The sequence below is a fragment of the Mycoplasmopsis bovigenitalium genome (assembly GCF_002356075.1).
Classification (GTDB): Bacteria; Bacillota_I; Bacilli_A; order Mycoplasmatales; family Metamycoplasmataceae; genus Mycoplasmopsis; species Mycoplasmopsis bovigenitalium_A.
Map to the genome: position 1 here is coordinate 819,119 of NZ_AP017902.1, position 19,415 is coordinate 838,533.

General features: G+C 26.6%; 19 protein-coding genes and 1 pseudogene. 11 read left to right on the forward strand and 9 right to left on the reverse strand.

The features are described from left to right. Positions 1-182 precede the first annotated feature (182 nt). Together MBVG596_RS03570 and MBVG596_RS03575 are read left to right on the forward strand one after the other, a co-directional pair. Positions 183-1,412, forward strand: coding sequence for an AEC family transporter (locus MBVG596_RS03570; protein WP_096387293.1), 1,230 nt, complete (start codon positions 183-185; stop codon positions 1,410-1,412). A 151-nt stretch (positions 1,413-1,563) separates the two neighbouring features. Further along, positions 1,564-2,745 carry an IS3 family transposase gene (locus MBVG596_RS03575; protein ID WP_096385807.1) on the forward strand — a complete coding sequence of 394 codons (1,182 nt, stop codon included), beginning with the start codon at positions 1,564-1,566 and terminating at the stop codon, positions 2,743-2,745. 87 nt (positions 2,746-2,832) lie between these two features. Here MBVG596_RS03575 and rpsR read toward each other — a convergent pair whose 3' ends face one another. Genes rpsR through rpsF form a run of 3 tightly spaced genes read right to left on the reverse strand, consistent with a single transcriptional unit; the run spans position 2,833 to position 3,970 of the window. Beyond that, entirely contained in the window at positions 2,833-3,108 is a 276-nt protein-coding gene (gene rpsR / locus MBVG596_RS03580) for a 30S ribosomal protein S18 (RefSeq protein ID WP_004418862.1), read from the reverse strand. Positions 3,109-3,117: 9 nt separating this feature from the next. Then, positions 3,118-3,597 (reverse strand): single-stranded DNA-binding protein, encoded by a 480-nt coding sequence (locus MBVG596_RS03585; protein WP_096387297.1) that lies wholly within the window; start codon positions 3,595-3,597, stop codon positions 3,118-3,120. Positions 3,598-3,616: 19 nt separating this feature from the next. Beyond that, positions 3,617-3,970, reverse strand: coding sequence for a 30S ribosomal protein S6 (gene rpsF, locus MBVG596_RS03590; protein ID WP_004418857.1), 354 nt, complete (start codon positions 3,968-3,970; stop codon positions 3,617-3,619). A gap of 194 nt (positions 3,971-4,164) precedes the next feature. On the opposite strand from rpsF, the gene topA reads away from it, so the two are divergent. From topA to MBVG596_RS03630, 8 genes are all read left to right on the forward strand, one after another. Then, complete coding sequence (gene topA / locus MBVG596_RS03595; protein WP_096387427.1) at positions 4,165-5,976, forward strand: type I DNA topoisomerase; 1,812 nt, start codon at positions 4,165-4,167, stop codon at positions 5,974-5,976. Between the two features lie 89 nt (positions 5,977-6,065). Further along, positions 6,066-6,989: an ABC transporter permease subunit gene (locus MBVG596_RS03600; RefSeq protein ID WP_096387299.1), complete on the forward strand. Its 924-nt coding sequence runs from the start codon at positions 6,066-6,068 to the stop codon at positions 6,987-6,989. After that, entirely contained in the window at positions 6,965-8,053 is a 1,089-nt protein-coding gene (locus MBVG596_RS03605) for an ABC transporter permease subunit (RefSeq protein WP_096387302.1), read from the forward strand. The genes MBVG596_RS03600 and MBVG596_RS03605 overlap by 25 nt, the downstream gene beginning before the upstream one ends. Then, on the forward strand, positions 8,046-10,163 hold the full coding sequence (locus tag MBVG596_RS03610; RefSeq protein WP_096387305.1) for an OppA family ABC transporter substrate-binding lipoprotein: 2,118 nt from the start codon (positions 8,046-8,048) through the stop codon (positions 10,161-10,163). Before MBVG596_RS03605 ends, MBVG596_RS03610 begins: the two co-directional genes overlap by 8 nt. Continuing rightward, entirely contained in the window at positions 10,156-12,066 is a 1,911-nt protein-coding gene (locus MBVG596_RS03615; protein WP_096387308.1) for an MAG3240 family lipoprotein, read from the forward strand. The genes MBVG596_RS03610 and MBVG596_RS03615 overlap by 8 nt, the downstream gene beginning before the upstream one ends. Beyond that, the gene (locus MBVG596_RS03620; RefSeq protein WP_096387311.1) at positions 12,050-12,613 is read left to right on the forward strand and encodes a hypothetical protein; all 564 of its coding nucleotides are present in this window, start codon (positions 12,050-12,052) and stop codon (positions 12,611-12,613) included. The genes MBVG596_RS03615 and MBVG596_RS03620 overlap by 17 nt, the downstream gene beginning before the upstream one ends. After that, the gene (locus MBVG596_RS03625; protein ID WP_096387314.1) at positions 12,606-13,652 is read left to right on the forward strand and encodes a ZIP family metal transporter; all 1,047 of its coding nucleotides are present in this window, start codon (positions 12,606-12,608) and stop codon (positions 13,650-13,652) included. Before MBVG596_RS03620 ends, MBVG596_RS03625 begins: the two co-directional genes overlap by 8 nt. 27 nt (positions 13,653-13,679) lie before the next feature. Beyond that, complete coding sequence (locus MBVG596_RS03630) at positions 13,680-14,069, forward strand: hypothetical protein (RefSeq protein ID WP_096387317.1); 390 nt, start codon at positions 13,680-13,682, stop codon at positions 14,067-14,069. Positions 14,070-14,081: 12 nt separating this feature from the next. Here MBVG596_RS03630 and MBVG596_RS03635 read toward each other — a convergent pair whose 3' ends face one another. The 4 genes from MBVG596_RS03635 to MBVG596_RS03650 all read right to left on the reverse strand — a co-directional run bounded on the left by MBVG596_RS03635 (position 14,082) and on the right by MBVG596_RS03650 (position 17,940). Further along, positions 14,082-14,492, reverse strand: coding sequence for a hypothetical protein (locus MBVG596_RS03635; RefSeq protein ID WP_096387320.1), 411 nt, complete (start codon positions 14,490-14,492; stop codon positions 14,082-14,084). 55 nt (positions 14,493-14,547) lie between these two features. Then, positions 14,548-15,615 (reverse strand): hypothetical protein, encoded by a 1,068-nt coding sequence (locus tag MBVG596_RS03640; protein ID WP_096387323.1) that lies wholly within the window; start codon positions 15,613-15,615, stop codon positions 14,548-14,550. Positions 15,616-15,759: 144 nt separating this feature from the next. Then, a complete protein-coding gene (locus MBVG596_RS03645) occupies positions 15,760-16,584 on the reverse strand; it encodes a variable surface lipoprotein (RefSeq protein ID WP_096387326.1) in 825 nt (274 codons plus the stop codon). 234 nt (positions 16,585-16,818) lie between these two features. Next, positions 16,819-17,940, reverse strand: a complete 1,122-nt coding sequence (locus tag MBVG596_RS03650) for a variable surface lipoprotein (RefSeq protein WP_096387329.1) — start codon at positions 17,938-17,940, stop codon at positions 16,819-16,821. 435 nt (positions 17,941-18,375) lie between these two features. On the opposite strand from MBVG596_RS03650, the gene MBVG596_RS03655 reads away from it, so the two are divergent. After that, the gene (locus tag MBVG596_RS03655; protein WP_096387332.1) at positions 18,376-18,747 is read left to right on the forward strand and encodes a hypothetical protein; all 372 of its coding nucleotides are present in this window, start codon (positions 18,376-18,378) and stop codon (positions 18,745-18,747) included. A gap of 113 nt (positions 18,748-18,860) precedes the next feature. Here MBVG596_RS03655 and MBVG596_RS03660 read toward each other — a convergent pair. Next, positions 18,861-19,151, reverse strand: a pseudogene (locus MBVG596_RS03660) (type III restriction endonuclease subunit R); the annotation flags it as partial. A gap of 31 nt (positions 19,152-19,182) precedes the next feature. Further along, positions 19,183-19,392, reverse strand: coding sequence for a hypothetical protein (locus tag MBVG596_RS03665; RefSeq protein ID WP_041103273.1), 210 nt, complete (start codon positions 19,390-19,392; stop codon positions 19,183-19,185). Positions 19,393-19,415 lie beyond the last annotated feature (23 nt).

Here is a 19,415-nt window from a genome sequence, read left to right on the forward strand (position 1 = left end):
ACATATTAAAAAATGTAAATAAGGTTATTTTATCGCTATTTTTTTGTTTTTTCTATTATATTAGTAATATTGGTTAAAATATGGAAAAGATTACACATTACAAGTTAATTTATTATAATAATATTGGTACATAATTGTGCCAACAACACTTTCAGTGAATTAAGATATATATTGAGGATTATATGTTTTTTAAAAACCTAGTTAAAATCCTTTCTGACCAAGGACTATATGGAGCTGTTATTGCTACATTAGTCTTTGTAGGTATAGGTTATCTAGTTACCAAAAAAGGTATATTTAATAAAGAAATAAATGGTAAGCTTTCTAAATTCTTATTAGATTATGCATTGCCATTTCTATGCATTGTCGCATTTATGCAACCAGCGAACGCTAAATTAGGTCGTGAAGCTGGTATTGTAATTGGTATTTCTGCAGCGTTCTACATTTTAATCGGTGTATGAAACACAGTAATAATCAGATTGTGACCAAAATTAATGTCAAAATCTGTTTATGCAAAAGCTGAAAGACTATATCAAAAACAAGGCGGAGATTTGACAAAAGAGCAATTTAAACAAGCTCACATTCAAAGCTACGCTAGAAAAATCTCAGCAGCGCAAATGATGGTCGCTTATGCTTCGCTTCAATTCTTTGCGGTTCCATTAGTTACTGCTCTTAAAGGAAATGGTCCAGAAGCAATATTCAATGGTTCAGCAACTGCGCTACTACAAGTATGAAACCTACCTTACATGATTGGTGCGTTCTCATACCTAAAAATGTCTTATTCAGGAGAAAAATTCTCAAAAGACATGATTAAACATATAGTTAAATCATTATTATCACCAATGATGATTTGCCTATACATTTCAGCAACTCTATGAACACTACAATTTATTCCACAAATTGGAAAAAACCTTGTAACAAGCGCAAAAGATCCATTCAACTTTAATGTTGCAGCAGAAGGTGGAAAACAATTCTGAGCCGGAATGCTAGAAAGATTTACAATTCTTAAATCATTCCTAGTTCCAGGTGTTCAATTGATTTCTCCAATGGCTTGAATTCTAATTGGTGGCTCAATTGCTACTTCAGACTTAAAAGAAGCTGTTAAAGATAAAGCTGTTTGAATTACAACTATCAGAAAACTATTCACAGTTCCAATTTTCATGTTCTTAGTGGTAATAGGATTTGTGGTTGGCGGACTACTTACACCAAGTACAGCTACACTACTAGTTATCCTAGGTGCTTGTCCACCTGCTGCCGTTACAATAGTATTCTCAGTTGCTTACAAACACGAACACACACCATTTACAGCTCAAGTTAGTTCATTATCAACAGTTGGTTGCTTAATTGCATTACCAATATGAACTCTTTTAGCTTCGGCTGCTTTCAAAGCTTTAGCTCCAGTTGTTGCAGCTTAAGCAATAAACAAAAACAAAGTCAATTTTATAAACCAGGACAAAAAAAGTTAACACTGAGGTGTTGGCTTTTTTGTCCGAGTTTAAGGGGGAGGCTAACACCAAAAGTGTTAGCTTTTTTAAATTTTCAAATGCAACAAAAAGGAGAATACAAATGTCAAGACACTTTATCAAAGAAGAGTTTGATATGATTTATAAAATCTACAATGAATTTGGGTTAAAACAAACAATAAATTATATAAATGATATTTCGCCAGACACAAATTTTATAACGAGAAAACATCTACTTGAAAGAATCAGAAAAATTATAAGATACTATAATAATGGTATGCAAGATCAATTATTAGATAAAAAGGGTGCGAACAGAAAGCCAGGTAGTGGTAGACCTAAAAAACCAATCGAACCCGATTGAAACGAATTCACAAAAGAAGAATTAATAGAAATAGCTAAGAGATATTACGAGATCAATAAAAATAAATCAAAATCAGGAAAACTTAGTGAAGCTAAAAAACTAAATATTCCCTACAGTAAATCTGCAAAAATTTTTAATGTATGCAGACAAGCAGTAGCAAAATTTAAAACTAGAGTTATAAAAGTAAAGGAACACAAAAACGATGCAATAATTAGAAAATCCTTTCTTGATAACAAAGGTAGATATGGTCGCTTAAGGTTGAGTGCTTATATTTCTATGAAATATAATATTTACATTAACCCTCGAAGTCTTGGAAGAGATTTAAAAAGATTGAATTTAATATGCAAAATTAGAAAACAAAGAAGAAAGAGCGAAATTAAGAACACTAAATTCGCTTTGCCAGATATTGTTAAACGCGATTACAATGACAAATTAAACAGAAATATTTTCGCTACCGATGTTTCATATGTAAAAGCGCCAAGAGATGTTAAGGATAACCATGTATTTTTGTCTGTAATAATTGAGCATAAAACTAAAAAAATCAGAGATTTTAAATTATCTGTAAACAATGATATTGATTTAGTTATGGATAATATAAATACATTTATGTCTATCGATAAAGATTTTATTATTCATTCAGACCATGGATTTCAATACACTTCAAAAATCTATATTGACAAAATAAATAAAATGGGAGGAACTGTTTCATTATCCCGTGTAGGAAATTCTTTGGATAATAGGGAGGTTGAATACTGATTTTCTATTATAAAAAGCGAATGTTTAAATGAATTAGATTACAGTAAAATAACTTTAGAAGATCTGAAAAAAATAATTGCTGATTATATATTTTGATACAACAACTATAGAATTCAATCAATTTTAAATTGAAAAACACCACAGCAATATGCTATGATGTTAAAATAATATTAAACTGTTAACTTTTTTTGTCCTAGTTTATTATGGCTTTGTTTTTTATACAAAAAAATGTGCCCAAAAGCACATTTTCATGAATTAGTCTTGACGAGCTACAGTAGCAACTGCACGAACACGTTCTTTTGTGTAAGGCATAAGAGCCATAAAACGAGCTCTTTTAATTGCCATTGCAACTTTTCTTTGATCTTTTGCTGATAATCCAGTTGCAGATCTAGGTTTGATTTGTCCTGTTCCAGTAATAAATTTGCTTAGTAATTCTACATCTTTGTAGTCAATGTAATTTAGATTTAGTTCAGCAATTAAACTTCTACGACGTTTTGTAAAAGGTTTTTTTGTTTTGTTAAATTTAGCCATTATTATCTCCTAATTTAAATCATCATCTAATGATTCAAACACAAAATTGTGTTTAACATTATTTTGATTATTGTCTTCAAAATCACTTTGAGCTGGCGATTGAGATCCTGCAAATTTATGTGTTTCATCAGTGAATTTACGTTCAGAATTAGCAAAGCTTGAACGTTGTTCTCTTTGTTGTTTCGATTCCAAAGCAGAAACATTATCAACAGTTACTTCGTAAGTTCTAATTACTTCGCCAGAAGCATTTTTATATGAACCTGTTGTAAATAAACCCTCGATTGAAACTAGAGCACCTTTACTTAAGTATCTTGCCATAAAATCTGAATTATTTCTTCATGCAACAAGTGGGATAAAATCAGTAATTGGTTCAGTTGAACTAACTCTTCTATTCACCGCTATTGTAGCACGGCAATAATTCACGCCACTTGGTGTTGTAAACGATCTAATATCAGATGCAATTCTTCCCACTAATAAAACTTTATTCATTTAATCTCCCTCAAATTAATTATTCAGCTTTTCTTTTAGGTTTGTCATTTTGAACAAATTGTTTTTTTGAACGGTTTTTTCTTTCTTTACCGTAACCTTTTTCTGTATCTAAATTAATTACTAATTGTCTTCAAATTTCTTTAGAAATGTTTGAACGACGAACAAATTCTGCCACCAATGATGCTTCACCATTCAACTGAATTAATAAGTAAATTCCTTGTGTTGAATGTTTAATTGGGTAAGCAAGAGTAGTATTTTCTAGCTTTTCAGCTTTTGTGATGTTTTCTTTTCCAAAAACACTTTCCACTAATTCAAAACCGATTTCTGGGTTTGCTTTAGGATCAAGAATCATCATAATTTCATATTTATTCATTTCAATCCTCCTTATGGACTTCTGGGTCTAACGACCAAGGAGTAATATATTTACTCAATGGGAATTATATACAAATAATTAATTTAAATAAATATTATTTAAAAAGAACTTATATGATATTTTTATTCAAAAAATTTATTGAAATATTTGAGCATTTTTCTATTTTTATTACCAAATGTGGTAAATTTTTTATTATGAATAAATTAGTCATAGTCGAATCTCCAAACAAGGTAGCCACAATACAAAAATATTTAGGAAGTGAATATCAAGTTTTAGCATCTGTTGGGCACATTGCTAAACTTTCAACAAAAAACGCTTCACCATCAATAAAAATGGGTATTGATTTCGAAAATTGAGAACCCATTTATTTATTAGACTCAACTAAAAAGTCAATAATAAAAAAATTACGTGATGCCGCAAAAAATGCTGATCAAGTTTTAATTGCAACTGACCCCGATCGTGAAGGAGAAGCAATCGGCGATCATTTAGTTAAATTTCTAAAATGCGAAAATAAGTATGTTCGAATTAAATATAACGAAATTACAAAAGACTCAATTTTAAAAGCAATATCCAATCCAACTAAATTGGATATTGATCTAATAAATGCTCAAAAGGCACGTAGAATGCTGGATAGAATTATTGGTTTTAAATTAAGTGGATTAATTAAACAAAAACTATCAAACTCACCAACCAAGCCGTCTGCTGGCAGGGTTCAATCAATAGCGTTAAAATTGGTTGTTGATAGAGAAAAATTAATTGAAAAATTTGTTCCCGTTTTCTACCATAAAGCGTTTGCAAATTTTGGTAATAATTTTGAAGCAACTTATCATAACGATGCAAATGAATCGGGGCAAAAAGATTGAATTTTCCCACATGAAAAAGCTGATATAGAAAAAATAATTTTTAACGAAAATAAACATTTTATATTGGAATCGGTAAAAGAAACTAAAAAAACATTATCAGCATTGACACCCCTTAAGCAAGCAGTGTTATATAAAAAATCACCATTCTCAGCTTCATCAACTCAAATGGCTGCCCAAAATCTTTATGAAGGTTATGGAGATGGTGGTTTAATAAGTTACCCTCGTACAGATTCAACTAGATTAAGTCAGTACTTTATTGATAATGCACGAAAATATATTGCTCAAAAATATGGACAAGAATATGTTTCAAGTGAAATCAAAGGTTTTTCTGGTGACCAAGATGCGCACGAGGCTATCAGACCAACAGATGTTTCACTAACTCCAGATATGGCAAAAAATAAATACAATTTAAATAATTATGACTATCAAGTTTACAAAATAATCTATGAACACACATTGCAATGTTTAATAAATTCTCCTATAAGATTGAGTAAGTTATACATATTCAACAAAGATTCTTTAAAATTTAGATATTCAACAAGTAAAATTCTTTTTGACGGATACTATGTAGTAAAAGGTGAAAAAGAAGAAGTTGCCGATTTGAATTATAAAATAGGTGAATTGGTAAAAGTTAATCATTTTAAAATAACAGACCATCAAACAAATCCGCCATCTAGATATAGTGAAGGGTCATTAATTGAGGCACTAGATAATATTAAAGTTGGCCGCCCATCAACATTTGCATCAACAGTTAAAATTATTTTAGAAAGATGCTATGTTGAAAATTTAAATAGTTCATTGCACCCTACTGAATTTGGTAGATTAGTTCTTGAAAAATTAATAACTTCATTCCCAGACATAATTGAAGAAGGTTATACAGCAAAAGTTGAGGAAGAACTAGACTTAATTTCACAAGGTAGTGTTTCATTGCAACCTGTTATGAGTGATTTTTGAAACAAATTTAATAAAGTTTACCTTGAAGCACAAGCAACAATGGAATTAACTCAAATTCAAAAAGAATTTTTAGATGAACCTTGTGAAAAAGATGGTGCAAAAATGATAGTTAGATACAACAAAAAAAGCGGTTTAAAATTCGCTGGCTGTGAAAATTTCCCAAAATGTAGAAATACCAAAAGTATTTAATGCATAGGCAACTATGCATTTTTATATCTTATTAAATATTAAAATTAATATATACTTTAATTATATATATTTATGTAGAAAGATTGTCAATGAAATTTTTTAATTACATAGAATATTTATTAAAAAACATATTAATAAATTTTTGCCTAATATTAATTTCAATATTTCTAATTCATTTCGCACTAGGTTTTAACCTAGTTCAAAATTTTCGTATTGAATATAGTTTCGAATATATTGGTAAAATATTAATATTTAATTATGGTAATGTAAAATTAAATTCACAAATTAGTGTTTCTGCAATATTTAATCCATATTTTTACACAACTTTTGCCATATTGCTAACTGTGTTAATATTAAGTCTTGTAATAGGTTTTGTTATTGCCTATAATTTAGCAAAATCAAACAATAAAGTGTTCAAAACATTAAATGCCACACTAACATTTTTAAGTGCACTGCCAATTTTCATTATTGCACCTTTGTTAGTCATAATTAATAAATTTTTATTTCTGCCTTCTGTTTACATTGACACTTTTTATGGCAATTTATTTAATACTATTTTATCTTTATTAACTCCAATTTTAATGCTTTGCTTACTTGTTTTGCCTTTAATTATTTCAATAAATTATCCAATCATTTACGATATTGTCAAGAGTGAATATTATTTGTGAGCTAAAGCAAATGGATTAAGCTATAAAAAAATATTTTGAACAATTCTAATTAGAAATTGATTGTCAAAATTCATTGAAAAAATTGTATTAATTTACTCATACTTGTTAACACTAATATTAGTTATTGAAAGATTTTTCTATATACCAGGTCAGTCATTTATATTCCAATATTTAAAGCAAGAAAAATACTTTAATTTGCTAATGTATTCAATTTTGTTAAATATAGTTAGCATAATTACAATTAAATCTGCAAGTGAATTGGTAATATTTATATTTGATATTAACAAAAAGCAAAGAAATATTTATTTAAGGAGGTCAAAATGGATAAAAAATTATTCAAAATAGCCTCAAAAAAACAACCCCTTGCTCAATTAACACAGATAAAATCTTCTGCAAAACGTTATTGACAAAGGGTTTTTACTAATAAGTGAATGATAGTTGCAATAGTAATTTTAGTATTGCTTTTTGTTTTACTTATTGTTTCTAAACTTTTTTACTCACAAAGTTACAACCAAAGCATCAATGATGCATATAGTATAAACTATGAATTACCATCATCTTTAGTCCCTTTTAAGTCTATTACGCTTCCCGAAGGTGAAGAGTTAAATGTTTTTACAGAGTTAAAACAAAAATACCCAAATTACATTGAAATTAGCAAAATAAATAATCAAAACTATGACTCAAATTCTTATTTAGTTTTATTCAATGCATATGGAATTTTGAACGATAATTCCCTTCATTTATTAGGAACTAATTCAAGTGGTATTGATATCTATGCAAGGCTAATAAAAGTTCTATTTGATTCATTTATAATTTGTTTTTTCTCAATATTATTTGCTTTACTTTTTTCAATGATTTTTGCACCTATTTCAGCAATATATTTGCAGAAAGATTTGTCCAAATCAATTGAAAAATGAATATCTATATTCGCTTTATTGCCCTATTTATTATTTGCATTAATAATTAATTTAACAATGAAATTTAGCATATTAAATTTCATAATATCTTATAGCATTTTGTCATCTTTATTTATGTATATAAATGCTTATCAAATTTCATGTGAAATATTAAAAAATGAATATATAAACGTTGATAAATCTCTTGGATTTAGTAAGTGAAATATATTCACAAAAGATTTAATGAAACCAGTATTTTTTAGTCAACTTATTTTTGCAATAGAGCAAATATCATTAATGTTTATTTCATACTCAGCATTAGCAATATTTAATATCGATAATACTAATATTTCACTAGGTTTGATATTAAATGAATCATTACAACTGTTTGATAAAAATCCAAGCTATCTTTTAACAATATTTGTATACATATCTGCAACAATTTACGCTCTAAAAACAATATCATATTCGTTAAGCGCGGCATACACAAACATAAGGGGGCAAAATGTTTAAAAAATTACTTTTTTGCTCAACTTTACCTCTTGCATTAGTTTGCGGTTCATGCTCATCACTATATAAAGTTGACAAAAAAACATATGTAATCGAAGTAAATAATCAAAATGAAACTTTTAACAATTTGTCAAAAGTTTCAGGCGTTTACGAATCAAGGAAAACACTTCATGACACTTTAACCGGAAACTATTTATTAAGATATAAGTATAAAAACGAAACAAAATATGACTACTTAAATAACTATTTCTATAAAAATGGAGTTAGTGCAAAATTCTTTAAATTTGGCATTATTGATGAAATCCATCTAGTAGATGAACAAAATTCAACTCATATTTTTAACACTGATGAAGATTCTCAAATAAATAATGTAAGCGATTTTATTCACCCTGACATTAATAGAGGTTATAAAAACCCGATTTATCAAATTCAAACAAATAACCATAATTCAATAAATTCTTCATTTTTTAACCAAAAACTTGCAAGCAGTAAACTAATTAGTTTTAAGGTTAAAAACAATATTTACTGATATGACAAAGATAAAAAAACTAATATTTTAATTAATGCGAAAGATATTGAAAAATCAATTGAAAAAGCAAATTTATCTTCTCAACAAACAAATGAATTAAAGGCATTTGGAATTGAAAAAATGGATTTTAAAACACATGAAAATAATTCATATTTTGAAATCAAATTAAATGGTAATTTTAAAGCTGAATTATTTTTAGATTTAATTATTAACAATAAGATTTTTTCTGCTTATAGTGATAAATTCAACTATTCTGAATATTATTTAGTTAAAAATGACCTTAAACACACATTATATAAATCTCTTAATAATGCTAATGATATTCAAAGTGTTTTAATTAAATATAATGCTGCCGGCAAAGTTGATAAGCCAACGCATGCAAAACATTTATTAAATGAATATCATCAAGGACTTGTTTCTAGCAATCTATTAGATGATTTTAGTGATGTTCAGCAAAAACAATTGATTCGAGATTTCAACTCAAACAAAGGCATAAAATTATCTATTGTACAGAACTTTTCAAATAATATAGTCAATACAATTATGTTCAAAGATTTTATTGATGAACCTAATAAGAATAATATTTTTGAAATAATGATGTATGGTAAAAATAAAGATAAAAATAGCCAAATAAGTCAATTTTATTCGCAAAATAATATTGATTTTAGAAACAATATAACACAAATAATAAACAAATATACATTGAATTTTATTGCCAATAAAACTAATTATTATGATAATTTTATATCTCCAAACGCGATAATATCAAATGCCCAAAACACAAATTATCTTAAAGTTATTGATGCAAATGATCATGTGAGCAAAGGTCAAATAAATTTAGCGAAAAATATTGAATTTTATCCACAAGATCTAAAGAAAAATTATTACAATGCTGAATCATTTTTAAATGTAGATAAACAACTAAAATCAATGCATTTTGAATCAATCAGTAAAAAATTAGCCAAAATAATTGATGATTTTTACAAGGAAAACCCTAATATAAAGAATAAAAAAATTAATTTTATATTACCGCTAAAACTCGAATCTTTAGATACAAGAATTATTGAAAAATTAAACAAAATTTTCAATGAAATTAACCAAAATTTACAAGTTAATATTGTTGATATTGATAGTGAAATTGCTAAAAAATATTACAACTTTTCAAACCACTCTACAAATAACACAATTGAATATATTAATAAATTATTATTAACAAGTAATAACAATCTAATTAATGCTTTAACTAATTCTGATGTTTCGAAGTATAAAATACTGAACAAAACAAAACAACTATTAATTAAATTTATTGACGAAAATAAAATTACAGTAAACATAAATGACAAACATTTTTTGGAAAAAATGGGTGAATTTTCAATAAAATTACACAATGAATTTTCATACTTTGAAATAATAAAATTAATCAACGAAATAAAACTTTTATACTCATTACCTTATAATTTAAGCTCAAATATTGATTTAGATAGCTTTAAATATGAATTAATTCAACCATGAATAATTAAACCAACAAGAGAAGATAACTTAACATATTTTGAAGACATAAAAATGGAGGGCAAAAATGAATAAATTTTGACTTGGCTCAATTTTATTGACTAGTCCTTGCTTTTTAGCTGCTTCTTGCGTTAAAAATCAATTTGAAATAAATTCCAAAATTACACACAAATTAACAGCTAATAAAAATATTTTTAATGTTTTTTCAAAAGAGCAATTGAGATTTATAAATGAAAATTATCGACCAATTTTTGTTGATAAATCTAACCCAAAATCTAAAATAGATATTGAGTTTTTAGAGAATAATATAAAAATTAAAAATAGCAAAAACACTGTTTTGGCATCAAAAATTATTGATAAATTTAATTTTTTACCTAGATTAGGAATTCATAAACACCCGAGCCAAAATTATTTTATTGTAAATAATAAACCCTCAACGATTGATAATTATGAATTTTTATTTGAGAAAAATGATTTTGATTTTCAAAATGTAAATGGTGGAGAATATATTAACCTAAATAGTATTTTTTCAAGGTTGTTTAGTAGTGAATTAAATGATAGTTTTAATATTTTGAATCCAAATTTTATACCCCCTAAATGGTTGAGGGCAAAAACAATATCAAAAAATATTGAACAAATAAAACATTGAGAAAACTACATTAAATTAGAATTACTAAGATATGATTTTGGACAATTGCCTCAAATAGATAAGGTTAAAATTTTTCCCATTAAACACATAGAATCAATTGAAAATGGCAAATTTAAAAGTGCAATAATTATAAAAATTGACTTACAAGATAAAGACGGTAAAAGCTTAATATCGGAAAAATATCGCAACCAACATTATCTAGTAGGTAAAAACCAAAATCAATACTTGATTAAAACTGAATTAGACAATATCGCAAAATATAATTCATCCTTATTTAAAAATTACAATTCCGTTATCGACTTCAATAACACATTAAACACTGATGATGATGAATTGTTATTTAATGAGTATGCAAATGTCTATTTTGGTGACCAAACAATTTTAATGTACAAAAATAAATTAGCAATTAATGCCGACCAATATGAAGCATATGTTAATCCAACATACCCATATGAAAAACTGACAGCAAGGGCATTTTTGTGATTTTTAAATAATGATCAAAAATATTTTGAATTGGTAGTACCGGAACATAGAAAAAATATTGATTTAGAATACAAAATAATAAACAAAAAAATAAATAAAAAATACTTAAACGATACTCTTTCATTGATTGAGTTTGATATCGAAGTAACAAAAAGAGATTTATCAAAAAACGTTTATAAATGATATTCAATCGACATTAACTCACACTATCACACATTTTCTAAATATAAAATAACACCCGATCTTAACTGATTTGACCAGGAAACTTATGGTTGAATTTCAGGCGTAAAATATAATGAAAAAACCTTACCAAATAAAGTTATAGGTGCTAATGAATTTTATGAAAAAATTTTACTAAAACTATTGTCTTTACAATTGTATAAGATAAATTCGAACCTATCAATATTCGACAATAAAATAATGGCAAACTATGAAGCTCATTTGGCGCTTAATAACACAAAATTACACGAACAATTAAAAACAAAACTCGGAATTGACATATTCAAATATTTAGTAGCAGATGAAAAGGATAAAACAAATCTGCTTTATGACATTGAGATAAAATATCTTGGTGTTGGTGAAGAGCCCGGAGTTTTAAATATCCAGGTGGATTTTCTTGATAAAAACAAAAAATCACTTCTTAGTGATGTAAATCGCAAAAAAATAATAAAATGATATGGTTTCAAAGGCACAGATTACACTAAAATTAATGAACAAATCAAAAAACAAAACATTCAAGAATTAACACTAAAATATTTATTAGAAAATAATTCAATCAAATTAAAAGACCAAAACAATGTAATAGATTATTTCTTGTGGGGAGGCGAAAATGAAAAAAATAATTAAATTACTTGCGTCAATTACGGCATTAAGCCCCACACTTATTGCTAGCTCGTGTTTTTTAGATGGTTCTTATAATGTTCATCAAGGAAATTGAGATTTTAATTCATTTGGCAATATTGAAAACTATAAAAATATTGACAAAAATTCAATTAAAATCAATTTTAAGAATAATTACAGTATTGATTTCCAAAATAATGTTATTGCGCCAAAAATCAAAAATATTAAAACTATCGAAGATTTAAAACAAATAATTAATGAACACTTTATAATTTCAATTACAGCACTAAGACCTCATTCAGGATGAGGTGATGGGTATGCTCAATTCAATCATATTCACATTGAAAACATTCCAAACGTGTTTTTAGACCATGAAAAAGTTCTTCACTTCCAAATGCATATTGATAGTATTGAAAATTTCAAATTTGAAAACAATATTATGAGCCTAAAAGCAAAATTTGCAAGCAAAAACTTTGATAAAAACAACAAAAACCAGCCTTTATATTATTTTGAGCATGAGTTTCAAATTAAGATAGGAGGCCAAAATGGATAATTATTTAAACAATTTTTACAATTGATTAACATCCCAACCCCACATTAATGATTTGGGTGCAAAAGCGATTTTAGCGCTAATTGTTTCAGTAATTTTATTATCAATACCTATTTTAATTGCAAGCATTGTTCCTTTTATAATCAAAAAACCAAAAAAAGAGTTTTCGATATATCTTTATTCATTCATAACTGGTATGTTTATTATTTTAGGTTCTTTTGGATATCTAAGAGAATCAATCGAAATAACAAGTATTGGTAGCGGACTTAAAGGCGAAAATATTCCGGCAAGCAATATTTATTTATATAACATTTTTGTTGTTGGAGGTGGCGCATTAATAGGAATTATCAGTGCTTTTGTAATCAAAATAATTATTTATAAAGTTATTCAAAAAAATTACAAGTTAAAAAACTCAATTTTTATTCATAATCACGAACACGGGCATCATCAAGGTGAAATTGCTCACACTCACGAGCATAAGGACCATATTTGAAATGCAAATGATTTAGCTGATGTTCATTCAAATTCTCCAAAATCAAAAAATAAATGAACAGCACTAGTGCTTTTGTTGGGGCACAGAATACCTGAGGGCTTATTAATTGGAATTAGTTTGCATAATTTGATAGCAAATCCAAATATTAATGCAATATCAGTAGCCTTCTTTGTTTCATTTTTATTACACACAATACCTGAAGAAATTGTATTTTATTACCGCCAAAGAGAAATGGGTATAAAACCAATTTTTGCATTGCTTAATTCAATAGGAGCACTTGCTCTTATTATCCCATTTATATTTATTGGCATCTATGGAGCAAAATTTATTGATTCAGTCGCTTGACTAAAAGCAATGATTTTAGCAATCGTAGGTAGCGTAATGCTCTTTACTGCTCTAATGGAATTTCTACCCGAGTTTTACCACAATAACATGGAAAAACGTAAATGGTTTACAACATTCATAATGTTATTTTTAGGAATTATATTCACAATTTTAATACTTTGTTTCCATCAACATGGCCAATCAATAGCAGTTTTTAAAAAATAGTTTATACTTTGTTTATAAAGGGTAATTATGGATAAAAATAACTATATAAAATACAAAAAATTTGTTTCTGTATACTATGTTTTGTTAGTGGTTAGTAGTGCAATAACAGTATTGTTTACGGCGTTGATTGTAAATAAGGTTGAATTTTTCCACTTTACACATGGTGCTCAAAATCTGCAAATTTACAACATAATTTACATTGTATTTATTTGCATTTTTGCTTTTCTGTCTTTATATGCAATCATTTTAATTATCGCAATCAATTCATTTATCTATAAATTAGAAAAAATCAAGACTCTTAAACACGAAGAATTTGAAGCAATGGAAAAACGAATTAAACAACACAGCATTGCGCTAGATATTATTAGTTTCAACAAACATCTTTCATATGATATTTACACCGCTTCAAAGGATTAATAAAATGAGCTTTTACGAGCTCATTTTATTATTCTCACAATTTTGCGTATTTTGCGCACAAATCTTGGCTTCTTTATTAATATCAATCAACAAGACAATTAAACCAATCAAAGCTAAAAGAGTTATTAAAATCCCTAACCCAATTAAAACTTTATGCACTGCTTTTATATTACTGGTTAATAAAATAATTATCAAGACTATAAGTGCCGTTTCTAGTGGGATAATAATTGCATAGATAATTCCAATACTCATCAAAATTTCTGATAAAAGAGAAGCCAATGATTGTTGTTGACCATTAGCAGCTGCTAAAATAAATTTTTGTAGTTCAATTCCTATAAAAATTATTCCAATAAAATTTAAAATAAATAGCATTGAAACGATTATCAACGACGCTGTAGCAATTTTTTTAATTAATTTATTCATATTAACATTTTATACTATTAGACATTGAAAATTATAAATTACGTGAATTAGCTCTTTATTTCTGTTTAAAACGAGCGTCTTTTTTTATAAAATCGTTTAATTCATCAACAACTTTTTGTTTATCTTCAATTGATTCTGATGAATCCATTTTTGCAACAAACTTTTCAATTGTTTTTTTAAGTTCGTTGTCGTTATTTTTTTCAATATATGAAGCAATTTTTGCTAATAATTCCTTAAATTTTTCAATAAGAACTTCTAATTTTTTGTCGTATTCAAGATATTTATCAATATTTTTGATAAAATTTTTTTTGATATTTCAAATATGCTGATTAATTTGATTTTCATCTAAATTTATAATCTCATTATTAATTTTAATAATCTTGTTGTATTCTTCTTTGTCGATTACTCTAAGGATATATTGTGCTTCTTTAAATATTTGTTCTCATTGATTTAATGCATATTTTTTGTCATCAAAAATTTCACGTTCTAAAATTCTTGATGCTTTATGTAATTCAGGAGTTGCGGGTAAATCAATTCCATTTTTAATTTTTTCGTCAAACAAAGGTTTGATGAAGTTAATCAATGAATTCTTACCTTGATTATAAGCTTCTACTATGGCATAATTTTCTTTCGATTCTTTTACTTTTTGCTCTGTTTCTGAATTGATTTCGCCAATTCTTTTTTCTTGGATGGCAAAATTAGTTTTAGTGTAATTTAACATTTCAAGATAATCTTGTTTTGTTAAAGGAACTAAAAAAGTATCAATTAGTTTTTTGCGTAAAATTTCTAGATTGTTTTTATTATCAGCACCATTAATTTCTTTTTTTAATTTAAGAATATCATTTGCTTTCTCAAGACTAATTGACTTATAGTGTTTTTCGATAAGATTTATTCTTTGAAGCAAAATGGCTTTCAGATTGTTTAATTCAATTTTTTGTGAATCCGAGTTATTGCCCCCACCATTCTGACCACTAGAACCTTTAGATGGGTTAGTTTCAATACCATCATCGGGTTGTTTGGGTTTTTCAGGGTTCTTAATATCATTAGTTGTTTTAGAACAAGATATTGAAACTACACTAACACTAAATATACTTGATATTGATAAAAATTTATTTAACTTCATATGACCTCTTTACGTAATTGTTCTATTATACTTTTAAAATTATTTAATTAAATAAATAATGAATATTTTACCAATTCATTCAAAATCAAATTGGAAAAATAAAAAACCTATGCGGTTTTATATCTTAGATTATTATTGGTTAAATTAGATGGCTTCTGATTCTGCAGCAACATCTTCTTCATCATCTTCATTATTTCCAATTAATTTATTGATTTTTTCAATTGCGGTTTCATAATCATATGTACGAGGGATTGAAGGAATTTGGTCATTTATGCGTTTTAGATCTTCTAATTCTTTTTTACCATCTTCTCCTTCCAATATTATTCCAGCTTGCTCCAATAACATTTCATATTCTTTTTTGGCTTCTTCAAGTGGTCTTTCTTTGGTATCGCTCTCATCTGTTTGTACATCATTTTTACTTAAAAGCTCATTTATTTTTTTGATTGCCGCTTCATAATCTTGAACAGTAGAATTGTCACCAAGAGTTTTATTTATTGATTCCAATTCCGCAATTTGTTCTTTGTCTAATTCTTCGTCAGAAAATAACAATTTAGCTTCCTTATATTCACTTTCGTATTTTGCTTTTATTTCTGTTAATTGATCATTTTGCTGAGTTTTAGGTTTTTCTTGATCAGACATAGGATCATCTTGTTGCACTCTGCCATTGTCGGCATTATTTGCTGATGAACCATCTTGATTTGTATTTCCAAATTGTCCTTGTTTAGCTAAACCATCTTGATTTGTATTTCCAGATTGTCCTTGTTTAGGTTTTTGGTCTTGTTGACCATTTTTATCTGGCGATCCTGGTTTAGAACCTTGATCGCCTTGTTGATCTGAGGGATTCATTACTTTATTATTTTTATTTTCTTCTTCTACTTTTTTTACTTCTTTTGTTTTAGTGCATGAAATAGCCACCAATGGTAAAAATGTAGTTGCACTTGCCAATAGTAAAATTCTTTTATTTTTCATTATCTCTCCTCGAAAAATTTATATGGTTATAATATACTAGCTGACTTATTAACATGAAATAAATATCTTTATTTATACAATTCATAATTATTTCCATATTTTTTTCATATCAATAAATGCGCAATTATTAAAACTTTTAAATATAAGTTATATTTTTAATTTTTAAATAAGGCTTATTAGTAAATTAATAAGACTAAAAAATCCCTAATTTATAGGGATAAAATATATTAATAATTATTTATTTTTTGCAGCATTTTCAATTTTAGTTACTAATGGAGTAATAATTTTATTAACTAATTTATTCGCTGCCTTGTCAATGAATTTAATTTTTAAAAGCGCAAATTTTTCAACTTTTTTAAGATTGTTAACAATCAATTTAGAAATTTTTTCAGATAAATCCTTAGAAATTACATTCTGATTGTCGATTAATACCATTAAATAAATTGTTTTACCTAAATTTTCAATAATGCTATTATCAAATAATTCAGAAAGTTGATCAGCTAGTTTAGCACCTATAGTTCTGACTCTATTTTTTTCTTTAATTTCATCTTCACTTCAATTTGAATCTGGTTTTTTAAAGTCTAATTTAACATTTTTGGTTTTTATATTGTTTTTTGTGTTTGTTAGTTCGATATTTAATGACCAACCAGCATTAATATTTTGATTTATTTTAGTAATTCTAATATCCTTTTCAAAAGTTACATTTTGTGATTTTAAAAAGTCTAAAATCATTTTTTCAGCTGCTTGATATTCGGTTTCTTTTTTATCTTTTTTTGCTTCATCAAGCGATGTTTTACCATTTTTAACACTTTTAGTTCCTACTTTATGAATAACATCTTTAAGTTCATTTGTAAATCATTTTTCAGTTACATAAAAATTATTAAATTCTTTTTGAAGCAATTTTTCAAATTCTTTAGCATCAGACTCAGTTTCGAATTGAACATTTATTTCTTCTGTTCTAATCTCTGGTTTAAGATTTGTAAAATCAAATTTGTCTACTTTATTAAATATATTTTGCAAGAATTCATTTTTTGTAAATTTTTTAGACAAACTTTTGCCTGAAAAATTTACAGATACATTTATAAAGTCATCATTGGATTGAGATGCTTGGTTTAATTGATTAACTAAATCATTTAATTTATCTTTAAGTTTTAAGTTCTCATCAGTGCTTAACTTAACTTCAAATGTAGTTTTAGCTTTAATTTGTTGCCCTGGTGTTGGATTTGGAATGTTTGTGCCATTTAATTTATCATCTTGCTTTTTCTCTGATTTCGCACAAGAAAAAGCAATAAGTGGCAATAATGATACTGGCGATAATGAGCCAAAAATAAATAATTTTTTAAGTGATTTTTTCATGATTCTCCTTTTATCAAGTGTAAACATTATATACATATATATATATATATATATATGAAAAACATATAGTTAAAAAATCACATAAAGATGGAAATTTAGAGTATTTTCCCAACTAAATTTATTTAAATTTTAAATTTTCAAACACCAAATAATATTAAAACTAATCAAATATTGCAAAAATCACTCAAAAATAAAAGGGAAAAATAAACATAGTTTTTCACATACCGCAGTTTTTGAAAGCCATTTTTGCTTACTTGCTTATTTTTTTTTTTTTTGTATACTAATGTTGCAGCAATCAATTAAGCAAAATTTATAAAAATATTGAGGAGATGAACTTTATGGGCATATTAATTTGCGAAAATTGTAATAAATTTTTTAATAACAATCAAGATATTTGTGATGTGTGTCAAAATAAATTAAAAATGTACTATTCAAGTGAAATTTTCGAGAACAAAAAATAAAAAAAGTCAAGATGAAAATCAAAATTGCGAAAACAAACACAATGACCAACAAGCGGAATATACATCAAACACAATAAAAATAGTGCAAAGAGAAACATACCTTGACACTATTTCAAACAATTGAGCTTATTTCGGTATCATTTTTGCCATTCTATTTCCACTAGTGGGATTAATTGTTTCATCAATCGCTTATCATAGGTCAGGCAGTTTAGAGGGACGTGGAGAAACATTATCTAAGGTGTCAATTTCAATTTCAATAATTCTAATGATTATTGACATTATCATTTTAATAATTATATTTGTAAGTCGCTCCGCTCATCCTATTACACATAGCAGTTGAAGATAATTTTTTGAAAAGGTAAATAAATAGAATTTGGTTCTATTTTTTTATTAAAAACAACACAGTAATTAGCTAAATACTGTGTTGTGATTGAATTTTTATTGAAAAAGTTCAATAAACTAATTAATATTTAATGCATCATCAATTATATTTATAGCGTTTTCATAAGGAGTGTATTTATTTGGATTACTTACAACATCACGCTCTAAATTTGACGGCACTTCTAAATCGATTTTGTTGTTGAATTCTTTATTTGTGCTTGCACCTATTAAATAATAATTGTTATCGTTGTTGTCGCTTTTGACAAAGCATACAGCAATACTAATTTCACTACTAAACAATTTATATTCACTAGAATCGATTCAATTTTGAATATATTTTTTATAAGATTCAATTAATTCCCGAGTTTCCCAGTTTCAAATAGCATACTTTATTTCCCCTCTATCCTAAATTATCAAATTTCACCTTATTAGGAAATGTTTTTATATATCAGCCATATTTACTGCTGTATACCTTCATCATATTCCAAACACTTAATTCAAAATTTGTAAATTTTAGCATTTCTTCTAATGATTTTATTTCACCGGTTTCAGTATTTTTAAAATATAAATTTTTACCACCTATACCACCTTTATAATAAAGTTTATCCATTGGGGTCTCATTAATGACTATTC